Source organism: Arcticibacter tournemirensis, assembly GCF_006716645.1.
Lineage (GTDB): Bacteria > Bacteroidota > Bacteroidia > Sphingobacteriales > Sphingobacteriaceae > Arcticibacter > Arcticibacter tournemirensis.
Map to the genome: position 1 here is coordinate 4,020,327 of NZ_VFPL01000001.1, position 17,882 is coordinate 4,038,208.

The 17,882-nt window shown below is 39.6% G+C and carries 13 protein-coding genes and 1 pseudogene; 7 read left to right on the forward strand and 7 right to left on the reverse strand.

Going from position 1 to position 17,882, the window contains the following annotated elements; all coding sequences use genetic code 11:
• Nucleotides 1–132: 132 nt before the first annotated feature.
• From BDE36_RS16855 to BDE36_RS16870, 4 genes and pseudogenes are all read left to right on the forward strand, one after another.
• Nucleotides 133–1,038, forward strand: coding sequence for an IS982 family transposase (locus tag BDE36_RS16855; protein WP_141815790.1), 906 nt, complete (start codon nucleotides 133–135; stop codon nucleotides 1,036–1,038).
• Nucleotides 1,039–1,106: 68 nt separating this feature from the next.
• Nucleotides 1,107–2,255 carry a LicD family protein gene (locus BDE36_RS16860; RefSeq protein ID WP_141815791.1) on the forward strand — a complete coding sequence of 383 codons (1,149 nt, stop codon included), beginning with the start codon at nucleotides 1,107–1,109 and terminating at the stop codon, nucleotides 2,253–2,255.
• A gap of 292 nt (nucleotides 2,256–2,547) precedes the next feature.
• On the forward strand, nucleotides 2,548–3,552 hold the full coding sequence (locus tag BDE36_RS16865) for a LicD family protein (protein WP_161987668.1): 1,005 nt from the start codon (nucleotides 2,548–2,550) through the stop codon (nucleotides 3,550–3,552).
• Nucleotides 3,553–3,652: 100 nt separating this feature from the next.
• A pseudogene (locus BDE36_RS16870) lies at nucleotides 3,653–4,687 on the forward strand (IS481 family transposase); the annotation flags it as partial.
• 180 nt (nucleotides 4,688–4,867) lie between these two features.
• On the opposite strand, the gene tnpC reads toward BDE36_RS16870, so the two are convergent.
• The 7 genes from tnpC to BDE36_RS16905 all read right to left on the reverse strand — a co-directional run bounded on the left by tnpC (nucleotide 4,868) and on the right by BDE36_RS16905 (nucleotide 13,383).
• Nucleotides 4,868–6,367, reverse strand: coding sequence for an IS66 family transposase (tnpC, locus tag BDE36_RS16875; protein ID WP_141815793.1), 1,500 nt, complete (start codon nucleotides 6,365–6,367; stop codon nucleotides 4,868–4,870).
• A 189-nt stretch (nucleotides 6,368–6,556) separates the two neighbouring features.
• Nucleotides 6,557–7,273, reverse strand: coding sequence for an IS21-like element helper ATPase IstB (gene istB, locus BDE36_RS16880; RefSeq protein WP_141813394.1), 717 nt, complete (start codon nucleotides 7,271–7,273; stop codon nucleotides 6,557–6,559).
• A gap of 1 nt (nucleotide 7,274) precedes the next feature.
• A complete protein-coding gene (gene istA, locus BDE36_RS16885; RefSeq protein WP_141813393.1) occupies nucleotides 7,275–8,831 on the reverse strand; it encodes an IS21 family transposase in 1,557 nt (518 codons plus the stop codon).
• 229 nt (nucleotides 8,832–9,060) lie between these two features.
• Nucleotides 9,061–9,366 (reverse strand): IS66 family insertion sequence element accessory protein TnpB, encoded by a 306-nt coding sequence (tnpB, locus tag BDE36_RS16890; RefSeq protein ID WP_141815794.1) that lies wholly within the window; start codon nucleotides 9,364–9,366, stop codon nucleotides 9,061–9,063.
• Entirely contained in the window at nucleotides 9,366–9,641 is a 276-nt protein-coding gene (gene tnpA, locus BDE36_RS16895; protein WP_141815795.1) for an IS66 family insertion sequence element accessory protein TnpA, read from the reverse strand. Before tnpA ends, tnpB begins: the two co-directional genes overlap by 1 nt.
• A 150-nt stretch (nucleotides 9,642–9,791) precedes the next feature.
• Entirely contained in the window at nucleotides 9,792–11,114 is a 1,323-nt protein-coding gene (locus BDE36_RS16900) for an HlyD family secretion protein (protein ID WP_141815796.1), read from the reverse strand.
• A 4-nt stretch (nucleotides 11,115–11,118) separates the two neighbouring features.
• A complete protein-coding gene (locus BDE36_RS16905) occupies nucleotides 11,119–13,383 on the reverse strand; it encodes a peptidase domain-containing ABC transporter (RefSeq protein WP_202618230.1) in 2,265 nt (754 codons plus the stop codon).
• Between the two features lie 264 nt (nucleotides 13,384–13,647).
• Here BDE36_RS16905 and BDE36_RS16910 point away from each other — a divergent pair, with 264 nt between their 5' ends.
• The 3 genes from BDE36_RS16910 to BDE36_RS16920 all read left to right on the forward strand — a co-directional run bounded on the left by BDE36_RS16910 (nucleotide 13,648) and on the right by BDE36_RS16920 (nucleotide 17,881).
• Nucleotides 13,648–14,337, forward strand: coding sequence for a hypothetical protein (locus BDE36_RS16910; protein ID WP_141815798.1), 690 nt, complete (start codon nucleotides 13,648–13,650; stop codon nucleotides 14,335–14,337).
• Nucleotides 14,338–14,907: 570 nt separating this feature from the next.
• Entirely contained in the window at nucleotides 14,908–17,067 is a 2,160-nt protein-coding gene (locus tag BDE36_RS16915; RefSeq protein ID WP_141815799.1) for a glycosyltransferase, read from the forward strand.
• Nucleotides 17,068–17,167: 100 nt separating this feature from the next.
• The gene (locus tag BDE36_RS16920; RefSeq protein WP_141815800.1) at nucleotides 17,168–17,881 is read left to right on the forward strand and encodes an NTP transferase domain-containing protein; all 714 of its coding nucleotides are present in this window, start codon (nucleotides 17,168–17,170) and stop codon (nucleotides 17,879–17,881) included.
• The last annotated feature ends 1 nt before the right edge of the window (nucleotide 17,882 follow it).

Genomic DNA, 17,882 nt, shown 5'->3' on the forward strand with positions numbered 1-17,882 from the left:
TAGAAGAAGATGATGAAAGTGAATATTACGACACGGACCTCTTAATTAACGAAAGCTTAACATTGGCTTTCGTGACAACTGCCATGCGAGCCTCGGGTATTTTGAGATGGGTATTATATTCTCTATTTTCGAATGATGGGTAACAATTTCGACAAGATTCTTGAGATTAGCAAACTTGCTTTGTCAGAATATCTATTACCCAATGGCAACTTCTTTACCTACAGGTATTTGCCAAAACGCTCAGATATAGAAGTGATTGCCTTGTCTATTACTTCCGAAGCCCTTGGTATTGATTCTGAAAACCTGTTATTTTCTATGCTTAGAGCAGAATATAGCAGGGAGTTTCCAAATCTGACTGACCGCTGTAACTATAACAGAAGACGAAAGAAGCTGCAGGATTATATAGCCCTGGTAGCCCGGCCCGTCTCACAAATCATTAGCCCGGATAACAATCAGTTCATCATCGATCCGGTGCCCATTCCCATCTGTCAGAATGTGAGGATATCTAGGAACAGCATCTGTAAAGAAGACACTCTTGAATGGCCCGCCCGGGGCTACCATGCCTCTCATAAGATGCACTATTACGGCTTTAAAATGCAACTGATCATTTCTAAAGCAGGCGTGCCGGTACCGATGGGAATGACGGCTGCCAACGTGCATGACGTTCAGTTTCTTAATGAGCTTAATAATATAGAACTTTCTGACTGTGAATTAATTGCTGATAAAGGATATTTGTCTCTACCATTTCAGACAACCCTTTTTGAGCAGGACAGAATCAGATTGATCACCCCATTAAGGAGTAATATGAAGAAACAAACATCACTTTGGAACCCTTCCATCCGCTATATCCGAAAGCGAGTGGAAAATCTGTTTTCTCAGCTGTGTGACCATCTGTATATTAAGATGAACTATGCTAAATCTCTTAATTGGCTGTTCACGAGAATGTGCTCTATTATCAGCAGCGTAGTTGAGCTTCAACTTATTAGTTTAAGAAATAACAGACCCATTAATCACTTAAACCATGCCCTTGCCGGTTGAACCGCACAACGGGTTAAAGTTAAAATTTTTTAGAAACAAATAAACCCGGAGCTTACGCTTCTGCTGATATGAAGAAATACAAAATCGTACCAATATTTGATGGGAATTTTGGCCATTTACACGAGAAATACCAACTAGACTCAGAGGGTTATTGTGAAAAATATGGATTTGGATTAAGTGAAGTGGAGCTTAATGAAGTTTACCAACATATACAGGCATTAGAAGATTTTATATCTACTGAGGAGGATGTCGCTTTTGTATATGACACTATTCAGAAATCGGATTTCATAGATAATTTCGAGATACCGGATCAAAATAATTGGAACTTTATTATTTTACAATCAAAAACACCTTTTAAATATTTACCCCAACAGGGATATAAGATGGGCTATAAGTGGACGGATATGAATTATTTAGTTTCCAGGGAAGGAGCTATTATAGTACTCAATCGAATCAAACAGATAAACCAGAATTATTGTGATATTATCCTTGACTTAATGCGAGATAAAAAATTAACAGCTGCTGTATTGAAAGATGATGGATTTGATTTTATTAATAAACCTAAGGATTATGATCAACATAGAAATCAAGAAATTTTATCATCAATTGGTAAGATAGAACGTTGGAATTCACGTAACAAGGAAAAAGTAAGAGAGCTATTAAACATAGTCTTTTTGGAAGCAAAAAAAATAAATATTGACCTATTTATAAGTGAAGGTACTTTATTAGGTTGTATTAGGCACGGGGAAATAATGCGATGGGATGACGATGTAGATCTGGCGATGAACAACAAAGATGTAGAAAAGTTTTTAGAAAGTCTCAAAAAAAAAGAAGGCATTGAAATAGGAACTGCTAACTTGTATGGTAAATACCCTTTCTACAAAATTTGGTCAACAGACTGCGAAGAAATCCAAGGCTATAGACACAGGTTCCCTTTTATTGACATCTTTCCTTTTGCAATAGTTGATTCGAAGCTATATTTTGATTATGGATATGCATACGATATAGTAGATATTTTCCCGCTATCCGACTGTAATTTTGAAGGCACCATTGCTAAAATCCCCAAAAACCCTATGTCGTACCTAAACAATAGGTATCCAGGTTGGAAGGAAAAGATTGTTTTCTATCCATATAGCCATCGTATTGAGAGATCGATAGGGAAGTTATTAGAAGCATATATCTCTGTAGACAAAACCGGAAGGATAGAATGCTGTTGAAAAATTCTCTGTATCAAAAATCGAGTACTATAATCAATAATGTTCATCAATAAATATTGAAATCGATATGACGATTTATAACATCAAGAATGACGAATCAGGTCGCCCCTCGGGATTCATAATGACGTCTTGTGGGCATGAGACTATCCTTGGTAGCCCTATCAAACAAACTGACGATCATGTTTTTTATGAAACGTACGGAGTAAGATTAACAGCATACGAAATTGACAATTACAAAGCACACTCAAGTATATGGCATCACTTTCTTGAATCTTCACTAAATGATATATGCATGATTGTTGAAGAAGGAGTAAAAGTAACTGTTACAGCAGAAGAGCTCCTATCGGAATTTTCTGACGAAGAAGATTGGGAGGTATTTTTTCCATATGATAAAATATCTAAAGAGGGTAGAAAGAAACGTAATGAATTGGGAGCAAGTCGATTTAATTACTTTTGGGGTAGTTACTTTTATTTTATGAAAAAAAGTGGTGCGCAAAAAATGTTAGTATGTGACACTATTACACAACCAGTGGATGAAGAATTACTGATAAAGTCGCTTTCGCGCCAAATTAATACACTTTATCTTGAAACCGATTGGTTTGAATATGATGAAACTAAATCTCTCAGTTATCTAGAGCGAAGTCAATCTATAAGAAATGCGATATTTAATCATCAAGCCTGGACAGTCGATACAAAGAAACAAGCTATAACAATAATGCATCACCTATCCTTGGTAGCTGAAGAGATGGGTATTGACTTATTTTTACACGCAGGCACGTTGCTAGGAGAAGTAAGACATGGAAAAATTATGCCGTGGGACGATGATATAGATTTAGAGATAGATTCACGGGATGTTGACAAGTTCATTCAAGAGATAAAAAAACGAGGTGTGGTTGAGCATTGTACATGGATATGGGGCTACACAAATCAGCAATACCATAAATTATGGCTAAAGAATGGTCAAAAAACAAATGGTTTTCCTTATCTCTTTCCTTTCATTGATATATGGGTCTTCTTTGAGGAGGAGAATGGTGAAATAAGAACATGTAGTGGACACAGCTTTCAGCGCAAGACATATTTTCCTTCGCGCGAAATTAAATTTGAAGGTTGCAAATTGAAGTTGCCTAATGATTGCAAAGGTATACTTGATATCAAATATCGAGATTGGAGAACCCATATCAAAGTGTATACTTGGTCACACCGGGTTAAAGCCAGGATCTTCAAACCGCTTAGTTTACCCATTCAGGTAGATGAAACAGGCCGATATAAGATAACATCGCTGGCAATTATAAATTAAAAGTAATTAACAAGGGTTACTGTATACAGGTTTAGATGAGATAGTCAAAACTTAATCTGACAGTTGCAATAAATTAACAACTGAAAAACAGATTTGAGTTATGACAACACAAGAGAAAATCATCAAGAACAAGTTAGGGGTATTGGAGTTAGCCCAACATTTGGGGAATGTATCAAGAGCCTGTAAAGTGATGGGCTATTCCCGGGATAGTTTCTATCGATTTAAAGAGTTATACGAGCAGGGAGGAGAGTTGGCCCTGCAGGAAATATCCAGAAGGAAGCCGGTATTGAAGAACCGCGTAGAAGAACATATAGAAAAAGCCATTGTGGATATGGCCATAGAACAACCAGCCCTTGGACAATTAAGAGTATCCAACGAATTAAAGAAAAAGGGCCTCATTGTATCTCCAGGAGGCGTTCGCAGTGTTTGGTTAAGACATGATCTTCACACGTTTAAGTTGCGTTTAAAAGCGCTGGAAGCGAAGTCTGCACAGGAAGGTATCGTTTTAACAGAAGCGCAGTTAGCTGCCCTGGAACGGGCCAAAGAAGAAAAAAAAGCGCAGGGAGAAATCGAGACACACCATCCTGGATATCTGGGAGCACAGGATACCTACTATGTTGGCAATATTAAAGGGGTTGGCCACATTTATCAGCAAACCTTTATTGATACCTACTCCAAGGTCGCTTTTACCAAGCTGTATGACAGAAAGAATGCGCTGATTGCCGCCGATATGCTTAATGACCAGGTGGTTCCCTTCTTTGAACAACATGACTTACGTTTACTCAGGGTGCTGACAGACCGGGGAACAGAATATTGCGGGGCCAGAGAACAACATGAATATCAGCTATATTTAGCCATAGAGGACATCGATCATAGTAAAACCAAGGCCAAGAGCCCGCAGACCAACGGCATTTGTGAGCGCTTTCACAGAACGATACAGGACGAATTCTATGCTATCGCGTTCAGAAAAAAAGTTTACCGAAGCATTCAGGAGCTGCAGCATGATCTGGACCGCTGGATGCACTATTATAACCAGGAGCGAACTCATTCAGGTAAATACTGCTTTGGGAAAACACCTATGCAAACATTCAAAGACAGCATTCCCCTTGCCAGACAAAAGATGCTAGAAACACTGAAGGAAGACCATTTTGTGGCTTATCCCTCCTTAAGCCACATCTGGGAGGGTAAGCCACAAAATGCGTCTGAGGGATTTGCAGAAAATAAGTTATATTCGAAGAGGACGTCTGACAATTTTTAAAAACACCCAACTGTCAGATCAAGTAGTGGCTATGTATCCGCCCGACGAACCCATCTTTTAGGACTCGATTAGTTTCTTATAATTCTGCGGATAGAGGTCACGAATGTTCTTATGGTTAATGGTCATGACGTTTTGCAGGGCGTGTTTCAACCACTGCAGGGGATTCACCTCATGCTTTTTGCAGATAGCGAAAAAGGAATAGATCATGCCTGCTCTGGCAGCTGCATCATGGCTTCCTGCAAAGAGGTAGTTCTTGCGACCCAGAGAGATGGGCCTCAGTGCATTCTCGATTTGGTTATTGTCAATCAACAAGCTTCCGTCCTGCAGATAGGCGCTTAGCTTATCCCAACGCTCCATGGCATAGCGCATAGCCTTCCCGATCTGGCTTTTGGGTAAGGTATTCTTTACCTCATGAAAGATCCATTTTCCCAGTTCATTGATCACCGGAAGAGATTCTTCCAGGCGAAGCGCTTTGATTTGCTGGGCACTCAGTCCTTCCTCTTTTGCCTTTCGCTCTACTGCATATAAAGCCTGGATAAGCGACAAGGCTTTGGTTGCCCTGGTTTTATCATTATCCAGTGCCCGTTCAAACTCTCTTCTGGCATGAGCCCAGCAGGCTACCGGTGTTACTTCTGTCCGCTGTCCTATCTTTTGGTAGACGGCGTACCCGTCACTCTGGAGGTATCCTCTAAAGTGTTTCAGCATCTCCGTAGTGGCTGCCGCACCCCGGGTAGGCTGATAGTCCATCAGCACCAATCCATCCAAAGGACTATGGTAGACCCAATACCAGCCCATATGGGCAGCACCTTTCTTATCGCTTTCCAATACTTTGATCGAGGTCTCATCGACCTGTAAATACCCTCTGGCTTTGATATCAAACCTGAGTTGCTGGTAGAGTGGTTCCAGTCTTTCCAGTGCCTGTTTGACCCAGCCTTCAATGGTAGAGGAGGCTATGGGGATGTTCTCCCTGGCAAAGCGTTGTTTCTGCCGGTAGAGCGGCAAATGATCCATGTATTTATCAGTGAGGATCATGGCCAGCAGCCCTGCTCCCGGAATGCCTTTATCAATGACCCGTTCAGGAAGCTCTCCCGTTTTTACTCCTTCTGCGTTTTTAGCGGCATATTTATAACGGATGTAGCGACGGATGAAGAAGCGGGCAGGCTCACATTCCAGTTCTTCGGTTACATCCTTTCCAATGCAGACCATATCCGTTAGATCACCCTCAGGGTGGATCTCGATTTCTTCTACAGGAAGATGGGCAGGCAAGGCAGCGCGGCCTTTATGTGCAGACTGCTTCTTACGGGTATAGGTGATCTGTTCTTTGATTTCTTCCTGCTGAATGGCTTCTGCTTCCGGCTGAGCTTCAAATGGCAATACGCCTTGTGCAGGGTCACCTTCAAAGCGTTCTCGCTTCTGGCCGAACTGCAGACGTTCTAAAAGGTCGACCCGGGCTTTGAGGTAGGTGATCTTTTCGTCCTGTCTTTCTATGGTGGCATCTTTGCGTTGCAAAAGAGCAATTAATTGTTCTTTTGAGAGTGATTCCAGTGCCATATCCATGGCATGAAATTACACAAAAAAGGCCGTCTATGCAAGAAAAAAGCCTCTTTTTATGCCTGATAACGTCGTAATTGCCGGCTCTTGTGAACCTGTATCCCTTCGTGGAGATTCCGGAGATGCTGACCCCGTACCGGGCATACTGACCCCCTAATTTGGTTTTGGCCCATAGATTCTGAAGGCCTGACAATTTTACCTTTTTTTTCTTAGACTTTCACCTTTAAGTTCAATTCTGTAAGCGGTATGTACCAGCCGGTCGAGTATGGCATCAGCAATCGTTTCTTCACCGATCACATCATACCAGCTTGCCACCGGCAGCTGGCTGGCGATGATAGTAGATTTGCGGCCATGACGGTCTTCTATGATTTCCATCAGATCCATGCGTTGCTGCTGTTCCAGGTGAGTGAGTCCGAAGTCGTCCAGAATGAGCAGTTCCGTGCGCGAAAGCTTTTCCATAAACTTATAGATGCTCCCATCAATCCGGCTCATCTTCGTGCGCAGCAGTAACTTCTGCAGGTTATAATAAGCCACTTTATATCCCTGTGCACAAGCCTGGTGCCCCAGGGCAGAAGCCAGAAAGCTTTTACCGGCACCTGAGGCCCCGCTGATCAGAACGGCATCTCCACTGGAGAGATAAGTTCCCATGGCAAGGTCCGTAATGAGTGAACGGTCAATCCCCCTGGAGGCATCCATGTTCAGTTCTTCCACAGAAGCCCGGTAGCGGAAGCCGGCATTTTTAAGCAGACGGTCAAAGCGTTTTCCGCTGCGCTGTTCCTGTTCGGCCTGCAGCAGCAATTGTAGGCCCTCTGAGAGGTTCAGTTCGTGATGGCGGCGGGTCTCCAGCAGTACCTGCCAACTGCGGCACATTCCATGCAGGCGCAGCTCTTTGAGTTGTGTTTCGATTTGCATATTAAAAGTGAATAGTGGATTGTATATAGTATTCTTTTCCTCTGATATTGTTATGGGCAGGAAGCGGATGTTCAATGCTCTCCTCCTGCAGATAGAGCGTCATGTTGTTCTCCAGTATTTTCTGGATGGCCTTATAGGAGCAGATCCGGTGCTGCACAGCGATCCGGCAAACACGGGTGAACTTTTCTGCCTCGGTATTCCGGTGTAAACGGAACAGGCCGTCGCAGGTGCGGTACAACTGCTCTGGATAACGGTCCTGCTGAAAGATGATCTCAAGGAGGCGGTAGAGATCTTCCGACTTATAACGGGCCCGCTCCAGGTAATATTCCGGACTGCGGTTCAGCCAGGCCTGATTAGCAGAACTCAGATGTTCCTTTACCGAAGTATATCCCCCGCTGTAGCTTCTGATATGGACAGCCACCTGTTTCCCTTCAGCATAGATAGAGACCATACTGCGGGTATAGATCACCTTTACTTTGGAACCAATCAGCGTGTAGGGAACACTGTAAAAGTGTTTCTGAACACTGACATGCCCGTTACTGGCTACCTTGGGTTCACAATAGTGTTTTAGTTCAAAGTCCTGCTGGGGCAGCTCAGAGAGTAACGGCTTTTCAGCGGCCAGGAAGCGTTCTTCCCTGCAGTAGTCCTTACGCTGCATGCGGGTCTGGTTATGCTCGCGTACTTTTTCGCTGATGGCCTGATTTAGAGAAGCCAGATCGAAGAACTGCCGGTTGCGCAGCCGGGCATACACTCTGGTATAGAGCAGCTTTACCTGGTTCTCAACCAGACTTTTATCGCGGGGACGGCCCGGTCTTGCAGGCACGACCGACATCTGATAATGATTGGCAAAGTCTTCCAGGCTCCGGTTGACCTCCGGCTCATACCGGTCTGCCTTGACGATAGCAGACTTAAGGTTATCGGGTACCAGTACCCGGGGTACCCCGCCCAATTCTTTCAGGCAGCAGGAAAGGGCATACAGAAAGTCACCGATTCGCTGAGAGGGTACAGCCATAGCAAAAGCATAATCAGAAAAAGGAAGACAGGCTACAAACAACTGGCAACTGATAATTTCCCCGGTCTGGCGGTCTGTATAACTGATCTGTTTGCCGGCGAAGTCGACGAACAGCTTATCGGCAGGCTCATGGCTTAATACAGAGGTCGGCTTACGGGCAACAAGCTGCTGATGCAGATGAAAGCAGAACTGGGAGTAGGCATACCCCTGGGGAAAACCCAGAATGTATTCATCCCACAGCAGTTTTTTAGTCATCCCTATTTTTTTAAGCTCTTTGGAGAGATATTCCAGTTTTCCTTTGAAATGAATATAACGTGGATCCTTATAAGCAGGATTACCGGAATGGAACCGGGTTTCCAGGACAGGATCCTCCAACTGAAGCAGTTCCTGTGGGTCCAGGGCAGCAGACTGAAGCTTGGCAAGATAAGACTTCACCGTGTTCTTGCTGATGTTCAGCGTTCGTGCGATGGCCTTAATAGAATAGCCCTGGGTGTGTAAGCGTAATAGTTGTTTTATCTGACTCATGGGTCTTGGTTTTCCGGCCATCAGTGATCTTCTTTTGTAATAAATTGATCACTAAGTATAACCAAAACCAGAATTAGAGGGGTCAGTATGCTCCGGTACGGTATCCCCTTTAAGTCAATATCAGGGGGGCAACATGCTCCGGTACGCATTGCGCCTATCTCTCAGAGGGGGTCAGTATCCGCCGGAATGGCAGGCGTTTCTGTTGATTTAAGCAGCATCGCTATCCGCTATCCTAACCGCTTTGGAGGGGTCAACATGCTCCGGAATATCCACCTTCGATCATCAGCACCAGATCTGCCCAGCTCAGCTGCTCCTTTTTGGGAGTAGGGAAAGTACCCTGTTCGAGCCGCTTATAGTATAATACAAAGCCGCCGTGTTCCCAGTGCAGAAGTTTAATATGGGTGCGCCCCCGGTTGAGAAAGACGAAGACTTCTCCTGAAGATACTTCCCTTTTGAGCTCTGAACTAACTAAACCACACAGACCGTCGAAACTTTTTCGCATATCACAATGGCCCTGATAGAGAAAATACCGGTGAGAGGAGTTCAGGCTGAACATTAATACAGATGAATGAGCTGAGAAATGATCTTCATATCAGAAGCCGGTACTTTGATGCGCACGCCGTTAGGGTAACTAACTTCTATGGCCTCTACAGACTCCGCCCGAGGGACCAGGGGGATAAACCCTTTCTTCTTTTCCGGTTCTTTGCTGCGTGATACCCAGTAGGCAAAGGTTGCCACCTTCATTCCTAATTGCTGACTAAACTCTTTTTGGGTAAGCCCGCTCTGACGCCAGCGCTCAACCTCTGCCTTCATTCTTTCTCTTTGATCCATTACTTTATCTTTATCGTGCAGGCAAAGTAAGGCCATTAAGAATTGAAGGTCAAGATGGGTTCGTCGGGCCGATACGTGGCTATTACAGTTTAGACAAATAAACACAAGCGGTTTACGCTCTTCCTGGTACCAGAAAATCAGATTAACTAATTACTTATTCATAACGTATTTTAAATTGTCAAACAATCTCTGAACAAGTCTGCGATCGTCGGTTACAATTTCTGCAGTTCCTTTTGCTTCAGCTTTAAAAGCCAAGTGCGTGCCGTAGTTTGTTTTTAGCTGATCGGGAAAATTTACCGCCACCTGATATGTTTCTATTTCACTGTTTTCGGTTTTTGTACTGCTGGTTGTAAGTGAAATGGAATTTACCGTTCCGGTGACTGATCCATATTCATTATATGGAAAGTTATCTAATTTGACAATTACCTGTTGTCCCTTTGCAATCTTTCCAACACCATGCGAAGGTACAATTACTTGACCGTGGAGCAGATTTTGTTTAGAGACTATTGTGAAAATCTCTTCACCAGTTTGTACAGTTTGGTTTTCTTGATAAGGTTTTAGAAACTGAATTTTTCCATCAAACGGAGCTCTAAAAATATACTTTTGCTCCCAACTCTTGATATTGTCTACTAAATCGTTGTAAGATGAAATTAAAGTCATTCGAAGTTCCTTCTTTTTCTCGGATTTATTCACAGCTAATTCTTGCAATTTACTTTCAGACTGTTGAAACTGTTGTTTAAAATTAGTTAAGCTATTAATCGAGCTTTGATAAGCATCTTTAGCGGATATGTAATTCATCTGGGTCTTGTCAAGCTCAGACTCACTAATTACTTTTTTACTGAATAAGATGGAATCTCGCGAATAAAATTTATGTATATAATTTAGCGTTTTAATTGCCATTATAATTCTTTGTTCGGCAGAGAAAATCGCTTTTTTTTGTTCATCAATGATTTCGATCAAACTTATAGTCTGTTTGTCATATAAGTCGTCTTGTTCGAAATTTATAAATTGTTCTAGTGCTGATGAAAACTCGTAGTATTTCACATTCAGCTCACCGAGAGAGAAGTTTTTAGGCAATTTATGGTATAGGTTGAGCATGTCATCGCTGTTCGGGTTGTAAGGTCTTATTAGGCTATCGATAAAAAATACATTATACGGTTGGGCCGGATTTTCCAAATATGCGATGAGCTGTCCCTCTTTTACATCACTTAGCGACTTTATTGCTGTTAATTTGAGTTTACCGTGACTATTGGCAAGTAATTTCAATGGTGCGTTATCTGCATGAACAATAATCTGTCCTTTAACAATATCAGGATAGCGTATAATCCAACCAAAGATGACCATAATAGTAAATAATACTACTACAATCATACTTATCCCAAAGCCAAATCGCAATGGCATCCGTTCAATTATATGATGAACTTCTTCACTACGACTATTTTCTATTGCTTTATCTATCTTTGTTGGTTCCATTGTATTAATTACTATTTAAAGTTGCTGGAACTTCAGTTGGTGAAGTCAATTGGAAATCAAGTTGAGATTGTACCAATTGAAAATATCTCCCTTTTATTCCCATTAGTGAATTGTGATCTCCAATCTCGACAATCCTGCCCTGTTGCATAACCACAATCTGATCTGACTTTCTTATCGTACTCAATCGATGAGCAACGACTATTACGGTTTTTCCCTTAAATACCTCATTCAAAGAACCTGTAATTTTCGTCTCGTTAATTGTATCTAATGAGTTGGTCGCTTCATCAAAAAATAGGTAATCTGGATTTTTATACAAAGCGCGAGCTATTAGGATCCGTTGTTTTTGCCCCCCACTTAATCCCCGACCTTGCTCTCCCATAATTGTTTGATATCCTAGGGGTAAGGCTTCGATTTCCTGGGAGATATTTGCTGTATTTAAAGCCTTTTTTAATCGCTCGTAATCAATACGTTCATCGTCTAGAACGATATTGTTTAAAATGGTGTCGTTAAATATTTTCCCGTCTTGCATTACTGCTCCACATTTATCTCGCCATTGTCTAAGGCTTACGTTATTAATGTTCATTTCACCAATCCGAATGTCACCAACAGTCGGTTTATATAGTCGTAACAATAATTTCAATAAAGTTGACTTTCCGCTACCACTATCGCCAACTATTGCTGTTACCTTTCCCTGTGGGATAATCAATCGGATACCCTGTAAAACAATTTTGCCATGCGGTGTATATTGAAATCCCACATTGTTGACAATGAGGCTTTTGTTGTTGGGCAGTTCAATATTGTTTTGCCCTACCTCATCATGCTCATTATCCATTTGATGTATTTCATTTAGTCGAAGAAAGCTTATTTTTGCAAATTGATACGAAATGATAAATTGGATAAACTGAGTGACAGGGACATTTAATATACCAATGATAAATTGGACAGAAAGCATAACTCCAAATGTAATTTCTCCGGTAATTACTGCTTTAGCACAATAGAAAGTAATAAATAAATTTTTTAGACTATCAATAAATTGCGCTCCTTGACTTTGCATATTTGATATCTTCAAAACACGCAAATTCACCTTATACAACTGAGCCTGGATGCCTTCCCACTTCCATCTTTTTTGTTTTTCGTAATTATTAATTTTAATATCCTGAATGCTCCCGATTGTCTCCACCCAATAACTTTGATTTTTACTAACTAGTTCAAAGTATTCCCAATCGAGTTTTTTTCTGACCCTTAAAAATACTATTACCCATATAACATATATTGTACTGCCAGCTATGAAAGTATAGAAAATACCTGGATTATAAATGAACATAATAATCCCGAACACCAAAAATGTCAGGATAGAAAAGACCATATTCAGTGAATTATTCATTATAAATGAGCGGATTCGTTCGTGATCCTGGGCTCGCTGCAATATGTCTCCCATCATTTTATTCTCAAAAAATGTAATTGGTAAACGCATTAGCTGGATGAGATAATCCGAAATCAATGCAATGTTCACCCTCGCGGTTACATGCATTAAAATCCAATCTCGAACCATATTGCTTAATAGGACACTGATAACTATTGCAACATTTGCGATTAGCACAATATTAATAAAATCCAAATCTTGTGTCTGTATTCCAACGTCTATGACTGCTTTGCTTATAAATGGCAGCATACTTTGTAGAATAGTCACTATAAGCATAACTATAAATAAGTTTAAGAAGCTTTTTTTATAGGGTACGAAATAAGCCAGGAGACTCTCAAATGTCTTTCTCCGTTCTATCTTTTCTTCGGCTTGACGTGCATAAAAGTCCGCCTGAGGTTCAATTGCAATTATTGCTCCTTTATTGCTTTTCTGTTTCAACCATTTTGCCGCAAATTCGTTCGTACTATATTTCACATATCCTTTTGCCGGGTCAGAAACATAGATAGCACCCCTTGGAACTGTGTTTTTTGATCCTTTATCATTGTTCCGGTAATATTTTATTCGGTACACGACCACAAAGTGGCTATCATCCCAATGTATAATTGCTGGTAAAGGAATCTTTGTAAGAAGATCCTCTATACTGCATTTAAGTGCGAGAGTTCTAAGTCCTATTGATTCAGCAGCATGTGTGATGTCATCAAATGAAACTCCTTCTTTGGTGATTCCACATTTGTCTCGAAGTGACTGTAAGGAATAATATTTTCCATAATATCTTGCAATCATCTTTATACATGATGGCCCGCAGTCCATCAGGTCCAATTGTCTGTCGTTAGGAAATTCTGCCATTAAGATAAAAGCGGTAATGTAAAAAAAGGCAATATAGACCTTATATTTAAAATAAATAATAGTTTCTTATAAAAATAGTCTGCTATTTATTTGTTGTTTAATAAATTAATAATTTCTTAATAATTTCACAATATAGATATCTTGCTTAGCTGATAAATAGACAATATCTTGTGGAACTTTTAAATGGAGTCTTTATTCTAGTAAACATATAACATTAACGATACTTTCTTTAGAAATTCAATAAATAATTCAAATATTAAACTAATGAAAAAGGGTAAAAAAATCTTGGCATTTGAGCAATTGGAGGCTGAAATGGAACTGATCACTAAGGATCAGTTAGCAGCATTCATGGGCGGGTCTTCAACCGGTATACGTGTTGCAATTGATAGCAATGGACCTTATTTGATTGATCAAGAAATTTATACAGCTGGTGATGGGTCCTTTTACAAAAAAGTATCATTCGATGGATATTCTTGGACAGACATTCCAATGTATCAAGGCAGAATAGATGGAGGGACAGGAGGGACAGGAGGGATAGGAGAATCGGAAGAAACATATGTACATCCTATGTTAAGCCAATACGCTACTCATGGCCAGCCTCTACCATCAACTTGGCTTGGGGGGGCTTCGGTCCGAACGGACAGTGAAGGAGATTCTTATTATCAAGACAATACAGGACGCGTACATTATGTTATGAATACGTCAATAATCTGGGACTCACTCGTAGGGAGCCTCTCTGAGGCAGCATCATGGGGTGCGATTTTTGGTTACTTTAAAGATATGTTCGGATCTGGCGGGAGTTTTGGTAATGCAGCAGCTGGCGCTGGATATGGTGCTGCATTTGCGGTGGAAGGGGATATAATGGCAGAATGGTGGCGAAGTTTTGGGAATAAAACTATGTACGTAGGGTCGGATGGTCAGGAGCATTATATCGGTGGTTCAACTGGACATTAAACTTTCAATTTAACGATATCCTTGTATGACCAACCGTATTTATAGAATTATTTGGGTTGTATTGACTTTGATGTTATTAATAATCGAAATCTTTTTTTTACCACGAATTTTTTTTGAACTAGCGCGATCCCTGCCACTATTGGTTATAACCTATATATTTATAATCGAAAAGAGGGATTTTTTCTCTTACAATAAACAATTCAACTTTTTGGCCTCCATAATATCGGTACTTTTGGCTTTTTCACAGATTAGCAACTACTTATCAACGTTGGTTAGACAACCTTGGAATTCGGTACTATCTGTTATAACAGTGGCAATTTACATATCAATTGTACATTTTTTTATCTCATTAAGTGCTAAAAAGAAGTAGATTTTTTCCCTGTTTTTGAGTTATTTAAGCTCATGTTAAGATTATACAGGAAACACCGAAGGGGCGTTTCCTGTATCCAATAGCCTTGTTCACAACAACAACATCCAGTAATTAATATTGAAAGGAATATTGTTTAGCAATTAAGATTTCTATATGGAGATTATTGCTTCAATTCAAATTTGTGATAATAGTTTTTGCATATGAAACTTCAGGTTTATTTAATAGATTATTTTAGAGAAGTAAAAGACAACGGATTAAATACTTATATCACACAGTTGGGAAATGGTCTGGAAATAAATGGAGGCATCGATTTAACTTATGTATGGACTAATAGTAAATACCTTGATCTCAAAATAGAGTATCTAGCGTCTGCCAGGGAACTGCATATTCCAACATTTTCGACGCAAGATAGAGGGTATAATGCCGATGGATTTTTGTCTAATGTATTGATTAATGATATGAAAACTAAAACAAATATCATTGTTCATTTGAATTGGATAAATCATTGTTCAGTCGCCTGGCATTTGAAACAGCGGATAGACTGTAAGATCATCTTAACAAAACATTGTATTCCCTGGCGAGATTTTGTAAATAATAACTTGAAGGATTTTTATAAACTGAATGCTGTTTATGAAAAGAGAAAAAAGATCACTCACTTACTACCTAAGCTTCAATCCGAAAAAATTAATTATGAGTCTATCGATCATATTATTACGGTGACAGATTGTGCAAAAGATAATTTAACGAATCTTTTTAGTGTCAGTTCTGAGAGGATCACAACAATTAATAACGGTATACAAATACAATACTACGATAAGAATAAACAAAAAAAGAAACTGCGCAGAACCTACGGCTTTTCTGTGAATGATAAAATTATTCTTTTCGCGGGTACGGTTAAAGAATCAAAGGGCGTTTTTGATTTAGTAAAAGTTTTTGAAAAGCTCGTCGCTAGAAATCCAGAAAATATAAGATTGGTAATCGCAGGTTCTGGTAACTTGTCTCTGCTGCTGCAGAAAACAAAAAAATATTGGTCAAAAATTACCATTACCGGTAGCCTCGATAAACCGACATTATATGATTTTTTTTGCATGTCTGATATTGGGGTGGTTCCAAGTTATGTTGAGCAATGCAGCTATACAGCCATTGAAATGATGCAAATGGGCTTGCCCATAATTGTAAGTGATGTTGATGGTTTGAAAGAAATTGTTCTTGACGAATGCGGGCTTAGAGTGAAAGTCAATTTTACAAAAGGAAAGCCTGTTGTTGTTGATAGTAAGGAATTATTCACTAAGCTTGAGTATTTTCTACAAAATGAATCAATAGCCAGAAGATTTGCGAAAAATGCGCAAAAACACGCTTTGAAAACCTTCAAATTAGATAACATGGTTGACCGTACAATCGAGGTTTATCGAAATGTTATACGGGAAGGTCCCGAAATTGAACAATTGAAATATCCCCTGCCAATCTTTGACAAAGATGCTTGCCCATTGGTGACTGTTATATTGTCATGTGAAGATGGGCCAACATATCTAAATCTTTGTGTTGCTTCGATACTATCCCAAAGTTATTCAAACTTTGAACTCTTCGTAGTTGACAATGAGGCTGTCGATATCAGTCGCTCCTTTGTTGAAACTTATTGTGATGATAGAATAAAGTATCTTTCCTTCAACAAAAATATATCTAAATGGGATTTAGCAATAGATATAGCAAAGGGGAAATACATTATTCATCTAAATGCTGAGGATTGGGTTCATCCCCATGGTATAGCATTGCAAATAGACTTTTTAGAGCGTAATCCTGATTATGCAATGGTAGGATCATGGTGTGAAATTATTGATGCTTTTGGCAAAGTAACCTCTAGAGTACAAACTTCAATGAAGCATGAAGACATTAGTTTAGCATTATTATTCGGTAATCCATTTTCGCAAGCATTAACGACAGTGCGGATGCACTTCGCAAAAAAATATAGATTTAATGTGAAATTTAAGCATTGTGAAGATTATATTTTATGGCTTGAAATTGTTGGTGACGCAAAAATGGAAATTCTGCCATATAATCTGTTGAAATATCGCGAGTATGCAGGCTGTAAGAGGTTTAACGATAAGAACCCTCTTAAGAAAAATATGACGTCTATTTTGGGGCGAAATCTTGATGAATTGAATATTAACTATTCTAGCGATGAGTTTACAATACATTTAGCTTTGAGTTTTAACTACGAAAAGTATTTCAATTCGGATGAAAAGAGTAAAAAGCTTAAGAATTGGTTAGATAAACTTTTTTCAGCAAAAGCCTTAACCGATCTACATTCAGCTGCTAAACTTAACTCCTATAAACGTAATTTGTTATATTCTTATCTATAAGAGCGGTTACTGAATATTCGAGTTTACAATGTAGTCGCCAAAGTGAAACATATTTTTGAGCTGTGCCTTTAATAATATAAATCTACAAACGTCATAAAAAATGAATGCAATTATACTGGCCGCTGGCTTAGGAACAAGAATTAGAACATATGTAAATATTCCAAAGGCACTGATTAAAGTAGACAATATCCCTATAGTTGAAAGTCAAATCACCGCACTTAAAGAAATTGGAGTTAATGAAATCTGCATTGTTGTTGGTTATCGCTCTGAATCCTTTTCTTATTTAACTGAAAAATTCGGTGTAAAACTAATCTATAATCCTAATTTTGAAAGCTACAATAATATTTATTCACTTTACCTTTGCAGAAACCATCTTGAAAATACTTGGATATTAAATGGTGATGTTTATCTCCGTAATAATTGTCTAAAGGAAGGCGTTTTCTCGAGTAGCTATTTATCAAGCTTAAAATGCAATACTAAGGGTGAATATATTATTGTTCATGACGAAAAAAATAAGGTTATCGACATTTTGCCGCCGAAAGATCACGAGCAGATTAATAAAGACAGACAACACTTTATAATTTCGGGAATGTCTTTTTGGACTAAAGATGCATCGCTGAAAATTGCTGAATTACTCAATAAATATATTATGATTTCTACAACAATAAGTGGAAATAACGTAAAGAATTGGTATTGGGACCAGGTCGTTTTCCATAATTTGAGCCAATTTGATATTTACATTAAAGAAGTGGATGTTAGTGATTGGAGCGAAGTTGATTCATTAACTGACTTATTACTTGCGCGAAGTTATTAAC